Origin of the sequence: Breoghania sp. L-A4 (genome assembly GCF_003432385.1) — a bacterium.
Classification (GTDB): domain Bacteria; phylum Pseudomonadota; class Alphaproteobacteria; order Rhizobiales; family Stappiaceae; genus Breoghania.
Window position 1 is genome coordinate 814,489 of record NZ_CP031841.1, and the last position, 13,846, is coordinate 828,334.

Here is a 13,846-nt window from a genome sequence, read left to right on the forward strand (position 1 = left end):
GCGCGCGGGCGCATGGTGGCGCTGCTGGTTGTCCACCCTTTCATGAACTGTCCGGGCGCTCACGTGCCCGTGGGCGCCAACCCGTCTCCCGCCAGACCTTCCAGCAAGGCCAGCCGCCGGGTGGCGAACCCGTCGCGCCCGCCGCGCCGCACCTGGCGCTCGTCCAGAAGCCTGCGCGCATCGTCAAGATGGCCGGCACGCAGCGCCGCCTCGGCGGTGATCTGCTCGAAGACGTCGCGCTGCGCGTGACTGCCGCCGATGCGCTGCAGGTTGGGCCGGGCACGCATCAGCGCGCGGTAGGCCTGGTCATAGTCGCCGTTGCGAAACGCCTGCAGGCCCAATGCGCTGGGCACGCCCGCGGTGCGCGCGATGCTGTCCATTTCCGAACTGCCGCGCGCCGCGTCTTCGCGCAGCCGCCCGAGCATGGCGCGCATGGCGTCCTCGCGATCGCCGCCCACCAGCGCCAGCATGTAGTGCAGGTCGGCGAAGACCAGGCAGCCGTCCTCGGTGCGTCCGCTGGAGAGCTCCGCCAGTTCCTCCCAGCGCCCGCCGACGTCCACGCCCTCCATCTCCAGCCGGCTGAGCAGCGATGCGGCGTTGGAGATGTCGCGGTAGTCGTCGGTGTGCTCAAGCCGGATACGGGTGTCGTAGAGCTCGAGCACGGCGTCGGTCTCGCCGCGCTCGAGCCGCATCAATGCCAGATGCCACCACATGTGATAGCCGAAATTGTTGCAATGCGCCCAGCCGCCGGGATTGGCAGTCAGCCAGCCGACGCCGCGTTCGGTGTCGCCGGTCATCTCGAAGACATGCGCCACCGCGTGCACACCCCAGGCGTCGTCGGGCGTGTGTTCCACCGCCATGCGCCCGATGCGTTCGGCGCAGCCGTAGTCGCCGCTTTCCTCCAGCGCGAAGGCGTAACAGCCCTGAACATAGCCGTAGGCGGGGTGGTCGGGTGTATAGGTCTTCATGACGCGTTCCAGCGAGGCGCGCATGCCAATGATGTCGCCGTGCATGAAGCGGATCGCGTGCGACAGCTTCAGCGCCAGCGCGTCGGCGGGATGGCGCATGAGCGCCGCGTCCAGGGCGTTGGCCGCCGCCATCGGCTGACCCGCGAGCCACAGTTCCAGCGCGTCGACATAGGCCTTCTCGCGGGTGTTGGCGCCGCGTCCGGCCGCTTGCGCCCGGCCCAGCGCGGCGTGGGCGCTGGCCACCAGTTCGCGCCGCGCCTGCAGCAGGCAGAAAAGCCCCTGGCAGGCGGAGGCCATGGCGAAGCCGGGGGCCAGCCGCAGCACGTCCTGCAGGTGGCCCGGCGCCTGACGGGAATGGGCGAGGAAGGCCAAAACTGTCTTGTTCCAGGCGGCAAGCGCCGCGCGGCGGTCTGTCGGGCTGGCGTCCGTTGAGCCGCCCTGCAGGGAGACGGGGTACCCGAACTGGTCTCGCAATGTCATGCACTCGCCCTTTCGGCGGAATGGTCTTCGTGCCTTGCGGTGAGCCCCACACACCGATCTCCCGCACCGGGATATCCCGGCGCCAACGATCTCGAGCATGGCGCCCCGCGCATGGCAGCAATCGCCAGGAGGGTGGTTTTCGTGGAGGTGAAAACCATCTATAGGGGAAGCCGCCGCCGTGCGCCCGCGCGCGGCCCCTTCCGTGAGAAAATCGTGAGGCCCATGATTACAAGCAACACACAAAATCGTGTGCTGGCCGTGTCATTTACGGCGATGATCGCCGTTGTCGCGGCGGCCTGGAGCAATGGCGGTTCCCAACTCGCTCTTGCCGGGCTGATCGGGGGTGTCGCGGGCTTCGCGCTGTATCACGCCAGCTTCGGTTTCACCGCCGGCTGGCGGCGCATGGTTACCGAGCGGCGCGGCGCGGGTCTGCGCGCGCAGTTCGTGCTGATCGTGCTTGTCGCGGCGATCTCCTTCCCGCTGCTGCAGTACGGCGCGGACCTCGGATTGCGCATCGGCGGCTTCGTGTTTCCCTTCGGCGTGTCGGCCGCCTTGGGCGCCTTCATGTTCGGTCTCGGCATGCAACTGGGCGGGGGCTGCGGCTCGGGCACGCTGTTCACCGCGGGCGGCGGATCGAGCCGCATGATGATCACGCTGGCGGCCTTCATCGCGGGCTCGGTGATCGCCACCGCGCATATGGGCTACTGGAATTCCCTCCCCGCGGTGCCAGGCATCTCGCTGGTCACGCAGTTCGGCGCGGCCGGAGCCTTCGCGCTCACCGCCGGCGTGCTGGCGCTCATCGCCTTGGGCTCGGTGGTGCTGGAACGCCGCGCCCACGGGGCGCTTGAGGTCACGCGCGACACGGGATCGCTGCTGCGCGGACCCTGGTCGATGCTGCTCGGCGCGGTGATGATCGCGGGCGTTTCCATCGCCACCTTCCTGGTGCTGGGCCGGCCCTGGGGCATCACCTCGGGCTTCGCGCTGTGGGGCGCCAAGATCGCCGGCAGCGTCGGCGTCCCGGTGGAGACATGGGAATACTGGAAGTGGCAGACGGGCGCGCTCGAGCGCTCGGTCTTCGCGGACGCCACCTCGGTGATGAACTTCACCATCATGGCCGGCGCGATGGCGGCGGCGGCGCTCGCGGGCAAGTACAGGCCGACGCTGTCCATCGACCGCATCGGCGTGGCCACCGCGATCGCCGGCGGGCTGTTGATGGGCTACGGCGCGCGGCTGGCGTTCGGCTGCAACATCGGCGCCTATCTCGGCGGCATCGTTTCAGGCAGCGTGCACGGCTGGTTCTGGTTCGCCTTCGGCTTCGCCGGATCGCTGCTGGGCACCCGCATCCGCCGGGCGCTGGACATGGGCTAGCGCGGCATCCGCGCATCTCGGACGAGCACCAAAACGTGATGCCCCTGTGAGCGGAGCGTCGCGCAGCTTCGAATAAACTTGTGCGCGACCCCTCAGCCGGCCCGACGCCGGGCGGGTCGTGCCCTGCGTAGCCAGCCGGTAGAAGGTTTCATGCGCCTCCGTCTTGTCCTTTTCGCGATGATCTTCGGCCTGTGCGCGGCGCCTTTCGCGACCGCCGGGCCGCTGTCGGCCCGCGAGGGCTGGACGGTCCATCCTACGCCGTTTGCCTACCAGGCGCTGGTCGACCGGCTCACCGCCGCGATCATGGCGGAGAAGATGGGGCTGGTGACCCAGGCAAGCGCGTCCGACGGCGCGCGGGGGCAGGGGATCGAGATCCCGGGCAACCGTGTGCTCGGCGTCTACCGCAACGACTTCGCCCGCCGCATGCTCAAGGCCAGCGTGGCCGCGGGCATCGAGGCGCCGATCCGCTTCTACGTTACCGAGGACGAGGCCGGCTCTGCGACGCTGTCGTACAAGACACCCAGCCATGTCTTCGCGCCCTATATGGAGGAGGGCGGCGCGGAGCTGAAGGCGCTCGCCGAAGATCTCGACGCGATCTTCGAGGCCATCGCGCAGCGGGCGATCGCACCCTGACCATTGGCTACGGATTTCGCGGCGCGCGCGACCCTATCGTGAAAGGTGCGGGCAAGGCCTCTACCTGAAGCGAGGATTCTTCTGTATACCGGGGACAGGCTGCGCGACTCCCGCGAAGCCCGCGGCTCAGCCGCCTCGTTCCCGCCTTGTGATGACCTTCCATGATTTTCGAAGTGATGCTCGTCGTCCTGTGTCTCGCGCTTGGCGGGATGCTCAAGGGCGCAACCGGCGCGGGCGCGCCGGTTCTTGCGGTTCCGGCGCTCGCCGCGTTCTTTGATGTGCAGACCGCCGTCGTGCTGCTACTGCTGCCCAATCTTTTCGCCAACGGCTGGCAGTTGTGGCTCTACCGCAGGGAGCTTCCGGAAAACCGCTTTCTGCTGCCGTTCGTCGCGGCCGGAATCGCGGGTGTGTCGCTGGGCACCTGGATGCTCACCGCGCTGCGTTCCGAAACCCTGTCGGTGGGCGTCTCGATCGTGGTGATTCTCTACATCGCCTTCCGCCTGGCGCGGCCGCACTGGAAGCTCTCCATGCCCGCGGGCATCCGGCTTGCGACCCCGGCGGGGTTTTTGAGCGGCATCCTGCAGGGCGCCTCGGGCATTTCCGCCCCTGTCAGCCTGACGTTTCTCAACGCGCTGCAACTGGGCCGTCCGACCTTCATCGCCACCGTGTCGCTGCTGTTCATGCTGTTCGTGGCGGTGCAGATTCCCGCGCTCGCCTGGGCGGGGCTGATCACGGTGAAACTGGGGCTGATGAGCCTGGCCGCCGTGGTGCCGATCTTCCTCGCCATGCCGCTGGGCGGCATGCTGGCGCGCCGCCTGTCGCCCGCGGTCTTCGACAGGCTGATCCTGGGGTTCCTCGGGCTGCTGGCGGTCAAGCTGCTGTTTGACGCGCTCGGCTGAGCGGAATGGGCGGCGCGCGGCCCGGCGTGTCAGCCGAGCGAGCGTGACGCTTCGCGCACCTTGGTCGCGGCCTCATCCACCGTCCGGGTTGACCGGGCGATTTCGTTGATGCTGACGTTGATCGTTGCGACGCCGTCGGCAGCCGTTTGCATGTTGGCCGACATTTCGCGGCTGACGGAATCCTGTTCCTCCACGGCTGTAGCAATGGCGGCGGAGATCTCGTTGACGGTCGAAATGGTTTTGGTGATGGCCTCGATGGCGGAGACCGCTTCCCGGGTGGTTCCCTGAACCCCCGTGATCTGTTGACCGATCTCTTCCGTCGCCCTGGACGTCTGGCTCGCAAGTTCCTTGACCTCGGAGGCCACAACCGCAAAGCCCCTGCCGGCTTCGCCCGCGCGCGCTGCCTCGATGGTGGCGTTGAGCGCGAGAAGGTTGGTCTGCTCGGCAATCGAATTGATCAGCTCGACGACCTCGCCGATGGTGCTGGCCGATGTGGCGAGACCGGAGATGATCGTATTGGTATGGCCCGCCTGATCCACAGCAGTCTTCGAGATGTCCAGCGCCTGGCTGACCTGGCGGCTGATCTCGCTCACGGAAGCCGCCAGCTCTTCGGCGCCCGCGGCAACCGCCTGCACGTTCGATGAGGTCTGTGTTGAGGCCGCAGCGACGCTCTCCGCCTGCTGGTTCGCCAGCGACACAGCCTCTGCCACGGCCGTCAGGTCGGCGTCGATGGTCTTCTGGACGCTGGCCCGGCGCAATCGATCCTTGACTTGCTGTGTCCGGTCGGTGGCGTATTTCACCACCTTGAAGGGCTTGCCGTCGATGCCGCAGATCGGGCTGTAGGTGGCCTGGATCCAGACCTCGCGCCCGGCCTTGCCGATACGCTTGAATTCGCCTTGCTGGAATTCGCCGTTTCGCAGCGCATCCCAGAATTTCTTGTAATCCACGCTTTCGCGGTAGGCGGGCTCGACGAACATCGAGTGGTTCTTGCCTTCCACCTCGGAGGCCTCGTAGCCCATGGCGTTGAGGAAGTTCTCGTTGGCAACGCGAATGGTGCCGTCCATCCCGAAGGAGATCACGGCCTGCGACTGGCCGATCGCCGCGAACTGGCCCTCATAGTCGATGTTGCGCAGCTTTTGCGCGGTGATGTCGGTGGCGAATTTGATGATCTTGAACGGCTTGCCGTTGCGGCCGATCAGCGGATTGTAGGACGCCTGAATCCAGACGACCTTGCCGCCCTTGCCGATGCGTTTGAATTCCGCGGACTGGAACTCGCCCTTGTTGAGGTTGGCCCAAAACTCTTTGTAGGCGGCGCTGTCGCGCTCATCCGCTTCCACGAAGAGGCTGTGATGCTTGCCGCGAATTTCCTCGAGCGCGTACCCCATTGCCTGGAGAAAATTCTCGTTGGCCGTCAGGATGGTTCCGTCCAACGCGAACTCGATGAGCGCCTGAGACTTGCTCATGGCTGCGATCGTGGCCGAATTCTCGTTGTTCATTGCAAAAATGCGCATGGTGTTCTCTCGCGGATCCGTGGTGTCCCTGGTCCTAAGGTGAAATCGTTGAGTAAGCATTAAGAGATAAATGCTGTTACATTGAATTATAAGGAGAGTTATATTTGGATCCGGTCTATCCTTGAATCTTCATATAGTAATGATGAATTGAAATCGACGTTTCATTGAATATTCGCAATTTGGAAAACGTATACTGGTGCGCCGACAAGGGGAGTATGGTGAGGAAACGGGCCGTGCCGGCATTGAGCGGCGCGGCGCTCCAGGGCGCGCGCGACACCAAAGCGGGAGCTAGAACGTGCCGTCATAGGCCTTGCGGCCGATGCGGCAGGCAAGCACGGTGAAGCTGTCGCGGGCAAGGGCGGCGTCCGCCTCGCGACGCAGCGTGTCCGTATCCCCGATCCAGACACCGTGCCCTCCCAGCGCCTTGGCGATGGCGGGAAAATCGCTCTCGCCGAAATCCACACCGGCGTTGGCGCGCTGCGACGAGCGCTGCTTCAGCTCGATGAGCGCCAGGCTGGCGTCGACCAGAACCACGATGATCACCGGCAGATTGAGATCGCGCAGGGTCGCGAGTTCGCCCAGGCCCATCTCCAGACCCGCGTCGCCGACAAAGGCGACCACGGGGGTGTCCGGACGCTTGTATTTGTAACCGGCCGCCAGCGGCACGGCGCAGCCCATGGTGCACAGGGCGGCGGATTGCAGCAACTGGCGAGGTTTTGCCACGCGCCAGATCTGGCTGAGCAGGATGCGGTGCGCGCCGCTGTCGGCTGTCGCAACGGTGGTCTTGGGCAGGGCTTCGCGCAGGGCGTGGAAGACCGTGGCCGGACCCCAGCCGGCGTCTTCCGCCGCGAACGCATTTTCAAGGTCCGTGCGCGCGCGCCCGGGTTCTCCGTCTGACCAACCCGGGCGCGACGCGATGCCTTGAGCGAGCGCCTTGAGCGTTGGCGCCACGCCGCCCGTGAGCGTGTGGCTGACCGTATGCATGCCGTGGGTGCGGGGCACCGAGGCGATCTCGACCACGTTCGTCTCCACGCTCCAAGGATTGCGCCAGCCGGTGCGCATCTCGATCGGATCGTAACCGGCGAGCAGGATGAAATCCGATGCCTCCACCAGTGGCAGCAGGATCCGGTCCGCCTTGGGGGACAGCCCCGCGCCGCCGAGCGCAAGCGCGTGGCTCTCGTCCATCAGCCCCTTGGCCTTGTAGGTAGTGATCAGCGGCGCGCCTGCTGCCTTGCAGAACTCTGCGATGGCATCGCCCGCGCCTTCGTTGAGCGCGTCGACGCCGGCGATCACCAGCGGACGATTGGCGGCTGCGAGCAACGCGCGGGTTTCGTCGAGTCCGGCTGCCGGCGTGTCTCGAAGCGATGGAGGCGGCGCGATGCGCGCGGGCGGGACCTCGGTTGTCCTGCCTTCGGCGACCGAGATCGGCAGGTCGATATGCACCGGCCCGGGCTGGCCCTCGCACGCCAGCGCCAGCGCCTTTTGCATCATCGGCGCCAGCGCGCCCGCGCTTGCGCGAAAGCTCGCCTTGACGATGGGGCGCAGCACGGCCTGATGGTCGAACACCTGGTGGGTGTAGGTCTCGGCCTCCGCCTCATCGACGCAGCCGGTGAGAAAGATCATCGGCACGCGCTCCTGATGCGCGTTGGCGACCACATTGACCGCATTGGCCATGCCGGGGCCGAGGGTGGCCACCAGGATGCCCGGCGCGGCGTCATTGCTGTCTGTGGCCTCGGCGTGCCAGGCGCCTTCCGCCATGAAGCCGGCGGCGTTCTCGTGCTTGGTGAGCACGAAGCGGATGCCGGCGAGGCTCATGGCATCGACGAGCGCCAGCACCTCGCCGCCGGGAATGCCGAAGGCGGTGGAGCAGCCGGCGACCTTGAGCGAGGCGGCGATGATATCGGCACCGGTCATGAAACGTCCCCTTGGCGGTTTTGGCGAGTGAAGCATGGAAGGGCGGGGAAGATACACATATGCGCGTTTCTCGAGGCTAGCCTCGAACGGATTATCTGTGGTCGACAATCATTTGCACTATTTGCCAAAAGCCTCTCCAGGCTATCCATTCAGGCGCCTCCGGAACTCGGCGGTAATTCGATCCCGCAGTGGTGTTCGAAGCATGACTCCTGCCCGTGTGTGGGGTGGTGCGTAGAGCGCGTCGCCGAAGGGGCCGTCTTCTTTTGTGGCAAGACCCCAGTATTTCGCAGATCGTAAGCAGATGACGAGGCGCTCTCCGGCTTCGGCCTGCGGAAAGAGGATTGCTTGCGCCCATGCAAGGGTGACCCGACTGGACGGTAGCGCGCTCAGCATATGCGGATCATGAAATTGCTTGGATTTGTATGCGCCTAGGTTGAGAAAGGCGACCGACTTTCGCAGTGTTGACCAGTCGACGCCGAACTGCCGGGTGACGGCATTCCACCAGCCATAAGCGGCTGGATATTCTTCCTCATTCGGCAGGTTGGCCGCGCCAGTTCGCTGCCTTTCATAGAGGGATCTGCCTTCTTCGGACTGGGCGTGGTCGACGTCTGACGCTGTGAAGCCTGGCGAGAGGAACAGCAGGACGATGGGTGCCGTGATGAGCGGCCCCCAATACGCTGCAGGAAGGCAGTCCGCCTGGAAGTGATGTGGAGCGCGTCCAAGGACAGTGGCGTCTTCGGGGTGGCAACAAGCATCTCGCGGGATCTTGGACCAGAAGTCAAAGAGCCGATCTGTCATTTTGGTGCCTCAAGCATCTCGGGAATTGCAATGCCTATCACGTCGCGAATGGCGCGCGGTTCTTTGCATGTTATATCGTCATGGCAGGAGTTGTGATTGCAGTCTGGCGCGAAATGCGCTCGTTTTATTCGTGCCGTTGCATGTGTTGAATACCAACATCAATTTGGTTGGATATATTTCGCCACGTTCCAGCCCTTCAGCTCGGCCAGCTCCGTCCAGGCGCGCTTGAGCCAGGCGGCGTCGAACTTGTGGCCGCCGGGGTGCAGGCACAGCTCGATCACCTTGCCCGCGCAGTTGACCCGGCGCTCGCACACCAGCGTGCCCTTGGCGCTTTCCTCGGGCACTTCCGCGCCGCAACTCCCCTTGTCGAACCACATCTCGAACCCGACGCCGACGTCGCCCTGGCGCGCCATGGTGCCGATCGCCCGGCCCTGCATGGGCACGGTCTTGTCGGCGGTGCCGTGCACATGGAACAGATAGGGCTCGGGACCGGGGCAGGAAACCGGCTGCGGCTCCCAGAAGGCGCCGGCGACAGGTGCGAAGCCGGCGAAGCGCTCGCCCATGTAGCACGCGAGATACCAGACCATCGAGCCGCCGACCGAAAAGCCCGAGGCCATGATCCGCTCCGGCGCGATGGAATGCTCGGCGATGGCGTCGTCAAGCACGGAATTCATGAAGGCGATGTCGTCGCGGCGCTGGCGTGGGCTGCCGGGAAACGACCAGGATTTTTCCGCCCCCTGCGGCGCGATCAGCGCCAGGCCCATGTCCGAGACGACCTTCGCCAGGTGGCCATTGCGCATCTCGCCGGCGGCCGTGCCTTTCCAGCCATGTAGAAAGACGATCGCGCCGACCTGGCTCTGCCCATTCCAGCTCTCGGGCATGCGGATGCGGTAGGTGCCGTCGGGCACGATACAGTCGGTGTCCGGACCACAGGCCATGGCGGGGGCCACCGTGAGCAGCGGCAAGAGCAGGAACAGCAAGGCAGCAAGGCTTGCCGAATGCCGCGTGTGCGCGGCGGCGCGGGACGCCATGGCCGATCTCCCTTCGCTGGATTTCCGGGTGGTCTCATTCGCCGAGACGGTCTGTCAGCGCGTTCCTCGTGTCAATTGAAGGCGGCGTCACAGTTGCGTGACGCGCCGGCGGAAGGGTTCCCGCTCGGGCGCGCAGCGGGGCCTTTGTGATTTGGGCCGCGAGCGTGTACCTGTGCGGTGTCGAGAACGCATGGATTCGCGAGAAGGAACCGCCTGCATGGATTGGTCGCCGCAGCAGGACAAGGCGCTGGTGGATGTCGCCTCCTGGCTGAAGTCCGGGTCGAGCCAGGTTTTCCGGATGTTCGGCTATGCTGGCACCGGCAAGACCACGCTGGCGCGCCACATCGCGGAAGCGGTGGACGGCGACGTGGCCTTCGGCGCGTTTACCGGAAAGGCGGCCTATGTGCTGCGCGGCAAGGGCTGCGCCGGCGCCTCGACGATCCACTCGCTGATCTACCGGCCGCGCGGCGGCGGCGACGACGAGGAAGGCCCGACGTTCGCCATCAACCGCGAGAGCGAGGCGGCCAACGCCAAGCTGATCATCATCGACGAATGCTCGATGGTGGACGAGGAACTGGGCCGCGACCTTCTGTCCTTCGGCACGCCGGTGCTGGTGCTGGGCGACCCGGCGCAGCTGCCGCCTGTGAAGGGCGGCGGCTTTTTCACCGAGGCCGAGCCCGACATCATGCTCACCGAGGTGCACCGCCAGGCGGCCGACAACCCGATCATCCGCATGTCGATGGACATCCGCGAGGGCGGCGAGCTGGATTTCGGCAGCTATGGCGACAGCCGGGTGATCCGGCGCAAGGAGATCGACGCCGACGCGATCCTCGAGGCCGACCAGGTGCTGGTGGGCATGAACCGCACGCGGCGGCTCTACAACACCCGCATCCGCGAGCTGATGGGCTTTTCATCCCAGATGCCGGAGGTGGGCGAGAAGCTGGTGTGCCTGCGCAACGACAAGACCAAGGGGCTGCTCAACGGCGGGCTGTGGCAGGTCAAGGCGCTGCATCCGCCCAAGCGCAACAAGCTGCAGTATGACCTCGCGCCGGAAGAGGGCGGCGGCAAGCTGCGCGTGCGCGCCTCGATCCTGCCGGAGCTGTTCAAGGAGGGGGCGGACGACCTGCCTTACGCGCTGCGCCGGCGCTCGGACGAATTCGACTTCGGTTACGCCATGACCGTGCACAAGGCGCAGGGCTCGCAGTGGGACGACGTGGTGCTGTTCAACGAGAGCTTCGCCTTCCGCGAGCACCGCGCGCGCTGGTACTACACGGCGGTGACCCGGGCGGCGGAGAAGATCACCATCGTGAAGTGAGGCGGGGCCTGCCGGAGGGCCGCCGCGAGACGGTCAATTGTCTTCCTGCGCCATCCGGCGATAGGTGGCGGGCGCCTTGGCGTGGTGTTTCTTGAACACCCGGCCGAACGCCGCTTCCGACCGGTAGCCGACCTGTTCCGCGATCTCGATGATCGGCGCGCGCGACTGCGTCAACTGCCGCCGCGCGATCTGCATGCGCCAGTGGGTGAGATAGCCGAGCGGCGTCATGGTCACGCGGCTCGTGAAGCGGTTGGCGAAGGCGGTGCGCGACATGCCCGCCACGCGCGCCAGCTTGTCCAGCGTCCAGGCCTCACCGGGCGCGCCGTGGATGGCCGCAAGGGCCCGGGCGATGCTCGGGTCGGCGAAGCCGGCCAGGACCGGGGTGGCGGCGCCCGCGGCGCGCAGGTGGGCGCGCAGCGCCTGCGCGAAGATGATCTCCGACATCTTGATGGCGATGAGGTCGCCGCCGAGCTGGTCGCGGCCGGTTTCATGGCCGATGACTTTCAGCGTGTTCTCCATCCACGCGCCCGCCGCCTCGCCGTAGTTCCTGATATGGATGGACGGCTCGAGCGCATCGATGAGCGGATGCCGCGCCGCCTCGGCGAAGGTGAAATGGCCGCAGATCAGCTGGGTTTCGTGATCGGTGCCCGGCTCGCCGTAGACCAGCGCGCCCCTGCCGGTGAAGCCGGAATCCTCGACGACCTGATCGAGCAGCACCGCCTGATTTTCCGTTGACGGATCGCAATACAGCGTGTGCGCCGCGCCGCGCATGATGATCAGCAGGTCGCCCTGGTCGAGGTGCACGGGCGGCTGTTGCGGGTCGATCCGCACCAGGCAGCGGCCCTTGTGGGCGAAATGAAAGCGCGCCACGTTCGCGTAGGCGGGCACGCGGACGCTCCACGGCGAGGTGAACGACGTTCGGAAATACAGGGTTCCCGCGAGCTGCATGTGCGAGAGGATGTCGCTCAACGGATCCATGTGCGTCTCACCGGGGGCTGGGGAGCCAATCGTCGATTGCCATCATACATGAAGCCGGACTTCAGAGGGACGAGATGTACGATCGATCAAGTTTATTGCATTTTCTGTAATTCATAAACCAGAAACATTGCGGTTCAATGCAATTCACACCGGCGCCGACATTCCGCGCGGCGGCCGGGTGAACACGAGGAACCGACCATGAAGATCACCATGCTGCATGCCGTGGCGCTGCTGGGCGCCGTGCTGGTACAGGGACCGGCCGAGGCGGAGTCCCCGGCGGATCTCAACGATCTGCAGATCGCCCACGTCGCCTATGTGGCCGACACCATCGACATTCGCTACGCGCATCTGGCGCTGGCGCTTTCGCAGACCCCGGAAATCCGCGATTTCGCGCAGACGATGATCCGCGACCATTCCGCGGTCAACGAGCAGGCGCTCGCCCTGCTGAAGAAACTGAATGCCGAGCCGCAGGACAATTTCCTGAGCCAGAGCCTGGCGCAGGGCGCGGACGAAAAGATCGACGAACTGAGCAGGCTGCGCGGTCCGGCGTTCGACGCCGCCTATGCCGAAAACGAGCTTGCCTATCACCAGGCCGTCAACGATCTCGTCGAAAACGCCTTCATCCCCAACATCGAGAACGCCGAGGTCAAGACGCTGTTCGAGGCGGGCCTGAAGATTTTCCAGGCGCATCAGCAGCATGCGTCGGCGATGGTGGAGCAGGTGAAGCAATGAGGCCCGTGGCGCGGGCATTCCTGCTGGCGGCGACCGTGGCGGCTGCGGCCGCCACGGCCTTCGCGGCGCCCGCGGGCGCGGCGGCGGGGCAGCGGCCGCCGGCGACGCACAGCGTCGACATCGTCGATTTCCGCTTCGTGCCGGAGCGGCTTGACGTGCGGCCGGGCGACACGGTCGTCTGGCGCAACCGCGACCTTGTCGCGCATACGGCAAGCGCCGATGACGGCAGCTGGGACACCGGCATCATCGGCGCGCATGAAAGCGTCGCGCTGGTGGTGGACGAGGGGTTCACCGCAGCCTACGCCTGCCTGTTTCATCCGATGATGAAGGCACGGCTGGAACGCGCGGACGCACGATGAGCGCCCGCGGCCCTACTCCAGCCCGGCGGCCTGGCGCAGGGCGGCGTTGATGCGGTCCTGCCAGCCGGGGCCGTCCTCCTGGAAGTGGGCCAGCACGTCGTTGTCGATCTTCAGCGTCACGGCCTCGCGGCCCGCCGGAATGACGTTGCGCTTGATCTCGGGCGCCGGCGGCACCGGTTTCGTCGTGGCGGTCTTGAACAGGGCCTCGGCCTTGTCGACGGCGGTCTGATGCGTGCGGCGCGGGGGCATGGCCATGGGGGATCTCCGATGCAGGGATGTTTGGAGAAGGTTTAGCATGGATTTGGGGCGCGTGGCATGCGGTGGTGATGACGGCGGATGGGGCTGGAGTTCCCCAAACTCGGTTTAAGTGCTGCTGGGCGTGAGTGTGGCCGCGCCGCCGATCCTTCGAGGCCCGCTGGCGCGGGCACCTCAGGATGACGTTGAGGGGGGCGCCATCGCGCCTATATTTTTAGAGAGTTAGCCGTGCAAGCAATGCCATGCGAACGCCGAAGCGGCGGGCTGCAAGCCCGGTGGCAGGGCGCAGTTCACGGCGCCATCACTACGATAACATCATCCTGAGGAGGGCCGAAGGCCCGTCTCGAAGGATCGGCGACAGACGCGAGGCCGGCGAGCCTTGTTGACGGTCTGGTGCGTCGGAGCATGGCGATGGGGCTCTCTGAAGCAGGGATGTTTGGAGAGGGTTCCGCAGGGATTTAGGAGGAGGGCCTGCGCGGGTGGCGCGGCATGAAGGCCCCCTGTCTTCGCCTTATTTCGATTTCGTGGCGTCCGGCCCCGCCGTCATTGCACGGCACTCCGCGGGCACAGGCTCCGTCCGGGCAATCCAATCCGGTTTCCGCTTG

Annotated in this window: 13 protein-coding genes; 6 read left to right on the top strand and 7 right to left on the bottom strand. The window is 65.9% G+C overall.

Annotated features, from left to right (window positions below; genetic code table 11):
- Window positions 1–59: 59 nt before the first annotated feature.
- Complete coding sequence (locus D1F64_RS03865) at window positions 60–1,448, bottom strand: tetratricopeptide repeat protein (RefSeq protein ID WP_248304608.1); 1,389 nt, start codon at window positions 1,446–1,448, stop codon at window positions 60–62.
- Between the two features lie 222 nt (window positions 1,449–1,670).
- Here D1F64_RS03865 and D1F64_RS03870 point away from each other — a divergent pair, with 222 nt between their 5' ends.
- The 3 genes from D1F64_RS03870 (at window position 1,671) to D1F64_RS03880 (ending at window position 4,348) form a co-directional block, all read left to right on the top strand.
- The gene (locus tag D1F64_RS03870) at window positions 1,671–2,816 is read left to right on the top strand and encodes a YeeE/YedE family protein (protein WP_117411345.1); all 1,146 of its coding nucleotides are present in this window, start codon (window positions 1,671–1,673) and stop codon (window positions 2,814–2,816) included.
- 150 nt (window positions 2,817–2,966) lie between these two features.
- On the top strand, window positions 2,967–3,449 hold the full coding sequence (locus D1F64_RS03875; RefSeq protein ID WP_117411346.1) for a DUF302 domain-containing protein: 483 nt from the start codon (window positions 2,967–2,969) through the stop codon (window positions 3,447–3,449).
- Window positions 3,450–3,610: 161 nt separating this feature from the next.
- On the top strand, window positions 3,611–4,348 hold the full coding sequence (locus D1F64_RS03880) for a sulfite exporter TauE/SafE family protein (protein ID WP_117411347.1): 738 nt from the start codon (window positions 3,611–3,613) through the stop codon (window positions 4,346–4,348).
- Between the two features lie 29 nt (window positions 4,349–4,377).
- On the opposite strand, the gene D1F64_RS03885 is transcribed toward D1F64_RS03880, so the two are convergent.
- From D1F64_RS03885 to D1F64_RS03895, 4 genes are all read right to left on the bottom strand, one after another.
- The gene (locus tag D1F64_RS03885; protein WP_117411348.1) at window positions 4,378–5,859 is read right to left on the bottom strand and encodes a PAS domain-containing methyl-accepting chemotaxis protein; all 1,482 of its coding nucleotides are present in this window, start codon (window positions 5,857–5,859) and stop codon (window positions 4,378–4,380) included.
- A 288-nt stretch (window positions 5,860–6,147) separates the two neighbouring features.
- Window positions 6,148–7,773, bottom strand: coding sequence for a thiamine pyrophosphate-binding protein (locus tag D1F64_RS03890; protein ID WP_117411349.1), 1,626 nt, complete (start codon window positions 7,771–7,773; stop codon window positions 6,148–6,150).
- 141 nt (window positions 7,774–7,914) lie between these two features.
- Window positions 7,915–8,571: a hypothetical protein gene (locus tag D1F64_RS23040; protein WP_162901270.1), complete on the bottom strand. Its 657-nt coding sequence runs from the start codon at window positions 8,569–8,571 to the stop codon at window positions 7,915–7,917.
- A 158-nt stretch (window positions 8,572–8,729) separates the two neighbouring features.
- Complete coding sequence (locus D1F64_RS03895; protein WP_117411350.1) at window positions 8,730–9,602, bottom strand: polyhydroxybutyrate depolymerase; 873 nt, start codon at window positions 9,600–9,602, stop codon at window positions 8,730–8,732.
- A 217-nt stretch (window positions 9,603–9,819) separates the two neighbouring features.
- On the opposite strand from D1F64_RS03895, the gene D1F64_RS03900 reads away from it, so the two are divergent.
- Complete coding sequence (locus D1F64_RS03900) at window positions 9,820–10,917, top strand: ATP-dependent RecD-like DNA helicase (RefSeq protein ID WP_117414409.1); 1,098 nt, start codon at window positions 9,820–9,822, stop codon at window positions 10,915–10,917.
- A 33-nt stretch (window positions 10,918–10,950) separates the two neighbouring features.
- On the opposite strand, the gene D1F64_RS03905 is transcribed toward D1F64_RS03900, so the two are convergent.
- Entirely contained in the window at window positions 10,951–11,895 is a 945-nt protein-coding gene (locus D1F64_RS03905; protein ID WP_117411351.1) for an AraC family transcriptional regulator, read from the bottom strand.
- 198 nt (window positions 11,896–12,093) lie between these two features.
- Here D1F64_RS03905 and D1F64_RS03910 point away from each other — a divergent pair, with 198 nt between their 5' ends.
- Window positions 12,094–12,627 carry a DUF4142 domain-containing protein gene (locus tag D1F64_RS03910; protein ID WP_248304609.1) on the top strand — a complete coding sequence of 178 codons (534 nt, stop codon included), beginning with the start codon at window positions 12,094–12,096 and terminating at the stop codon, window positions 12,625–12,627.
- Entirely contained in the window at window positions 12,624–12,986 is a 363-nt protein-coding gene (locus tag D1F64_RS03915) for a copper-binding protein (protein WP_117411352.1), read from the top strand. Before D1F64_RS03910 ends, D1F64_RS03915 begins: the two co-directional genes overlap by 4 nt.
- Window positions 12,987–12,998: 12 nt before the next feature.
- On the opposite strand, the gene D1F64_RS03920 is transcribed toward D1F64_RS03915, so the two are convergent.
- On the bottom strand, window positions 12,999–13,241 hold the full coding sequence (locus D1F64_RS03920; RefSeq protein ID WP_117411353.1) for a BrnA antitoxin family protein: 243 nt from the start codon (window positions 13,239–13,241) through the stop codon (window positions 12,999–13,001).
- Window positions 13,242–13,846: the final 605 nt, after the last annotated feature.

Coding starts and splice junctions, on each gene's coding strand:
- D1F64_RS03880 (WP_117411347.1), top strand. CDS start 3,611: ATGATTTTCGAAGTGATGCTCGTCGTCCTGTGTCTCGCGCTTGGCGGG.
- D1F64_RS03865 (WP_248304608.1), bottom strand. CDS start 1,448: ATGACATTGCGAGACCAGTTCGGGTACCCCGTCTCCCTGCAGGGCGGC.
- D1F64_RS03890 (WP_117411349.1), bottom strand. CDS start 7,773: ATGACCGGTGCCGATATCATCGCCGCCTCGCTCAAGGTCGCCGGCTGC.
- D1F64_RS03910 (WP_248304609.1), top strand. CDS start 12,094: ATGAAGATCACCATGCTGCATGCCGTGGCGCTGCTGGGCGCCGTGCTG.
- D1F64_RS23040 (WP_162901270.1), bottom strand. CDS start 8,571: ATGACAGATCGGCTCTTTGACTTCTGGTCCAAGATCCCGCGAGATGCT.
- D1F64_RS03915 (WP_117411352.1), top strand. CDS start 12,624: ATGAGGCCCGTGGCGCGGGCATTCCTGCTGGCGGCGACCGTGGCGGCT.
- D1F64_RS03900 (WP_117414409.1), top strand. CDS start 9,820: ATGGATTGGTCGCCGCAGCAGGACAAGGCGCTGGTGGATGTCGCCTCC.
- D1F64_RS03885 (WP_117411348.1), bottom strand. CDS start 5,859: ATGCGCATTTTTGCAATGAACAACGAGAATTCGGCCACGATCGCAGCC.
- D1F64_RS03920 (WP_117411353.1), bottom strand. CDS start 13,241: ATGGCCATGCCCCCGCGCCGCACGCATCAGACCGCCGTCGACAAGGCC.
- D1F64_RS03905 (WP_117411351.1), bottom strand. CDS start 11,895: ATGGATCCGTTGAGCGACATCCTCTCGCACATGCAGCTCGCGGGAACC.
- D1F64_RS03875 (WP_117411346.1), top strand. CDS start 2,967: ATGCGCCTCCGTCTTGTCCTTTTCGCGATGATCTTCGGCCTGTGCGCG.
- D1F64_RS03895 (WP_117411350.1), bottom strand. CDS start 9,602: ATGGCGTCCCGCGCCGCCGCGCACACGCGGCATTCGGCAAGCCTTGCT.
- D1F64_RS03870 (WP_117411345.1), top strand. CDS start 1,671: ATGATTACAAGCAACACACAAAATCGTGTGCTGGCCGTGTCATTTACG.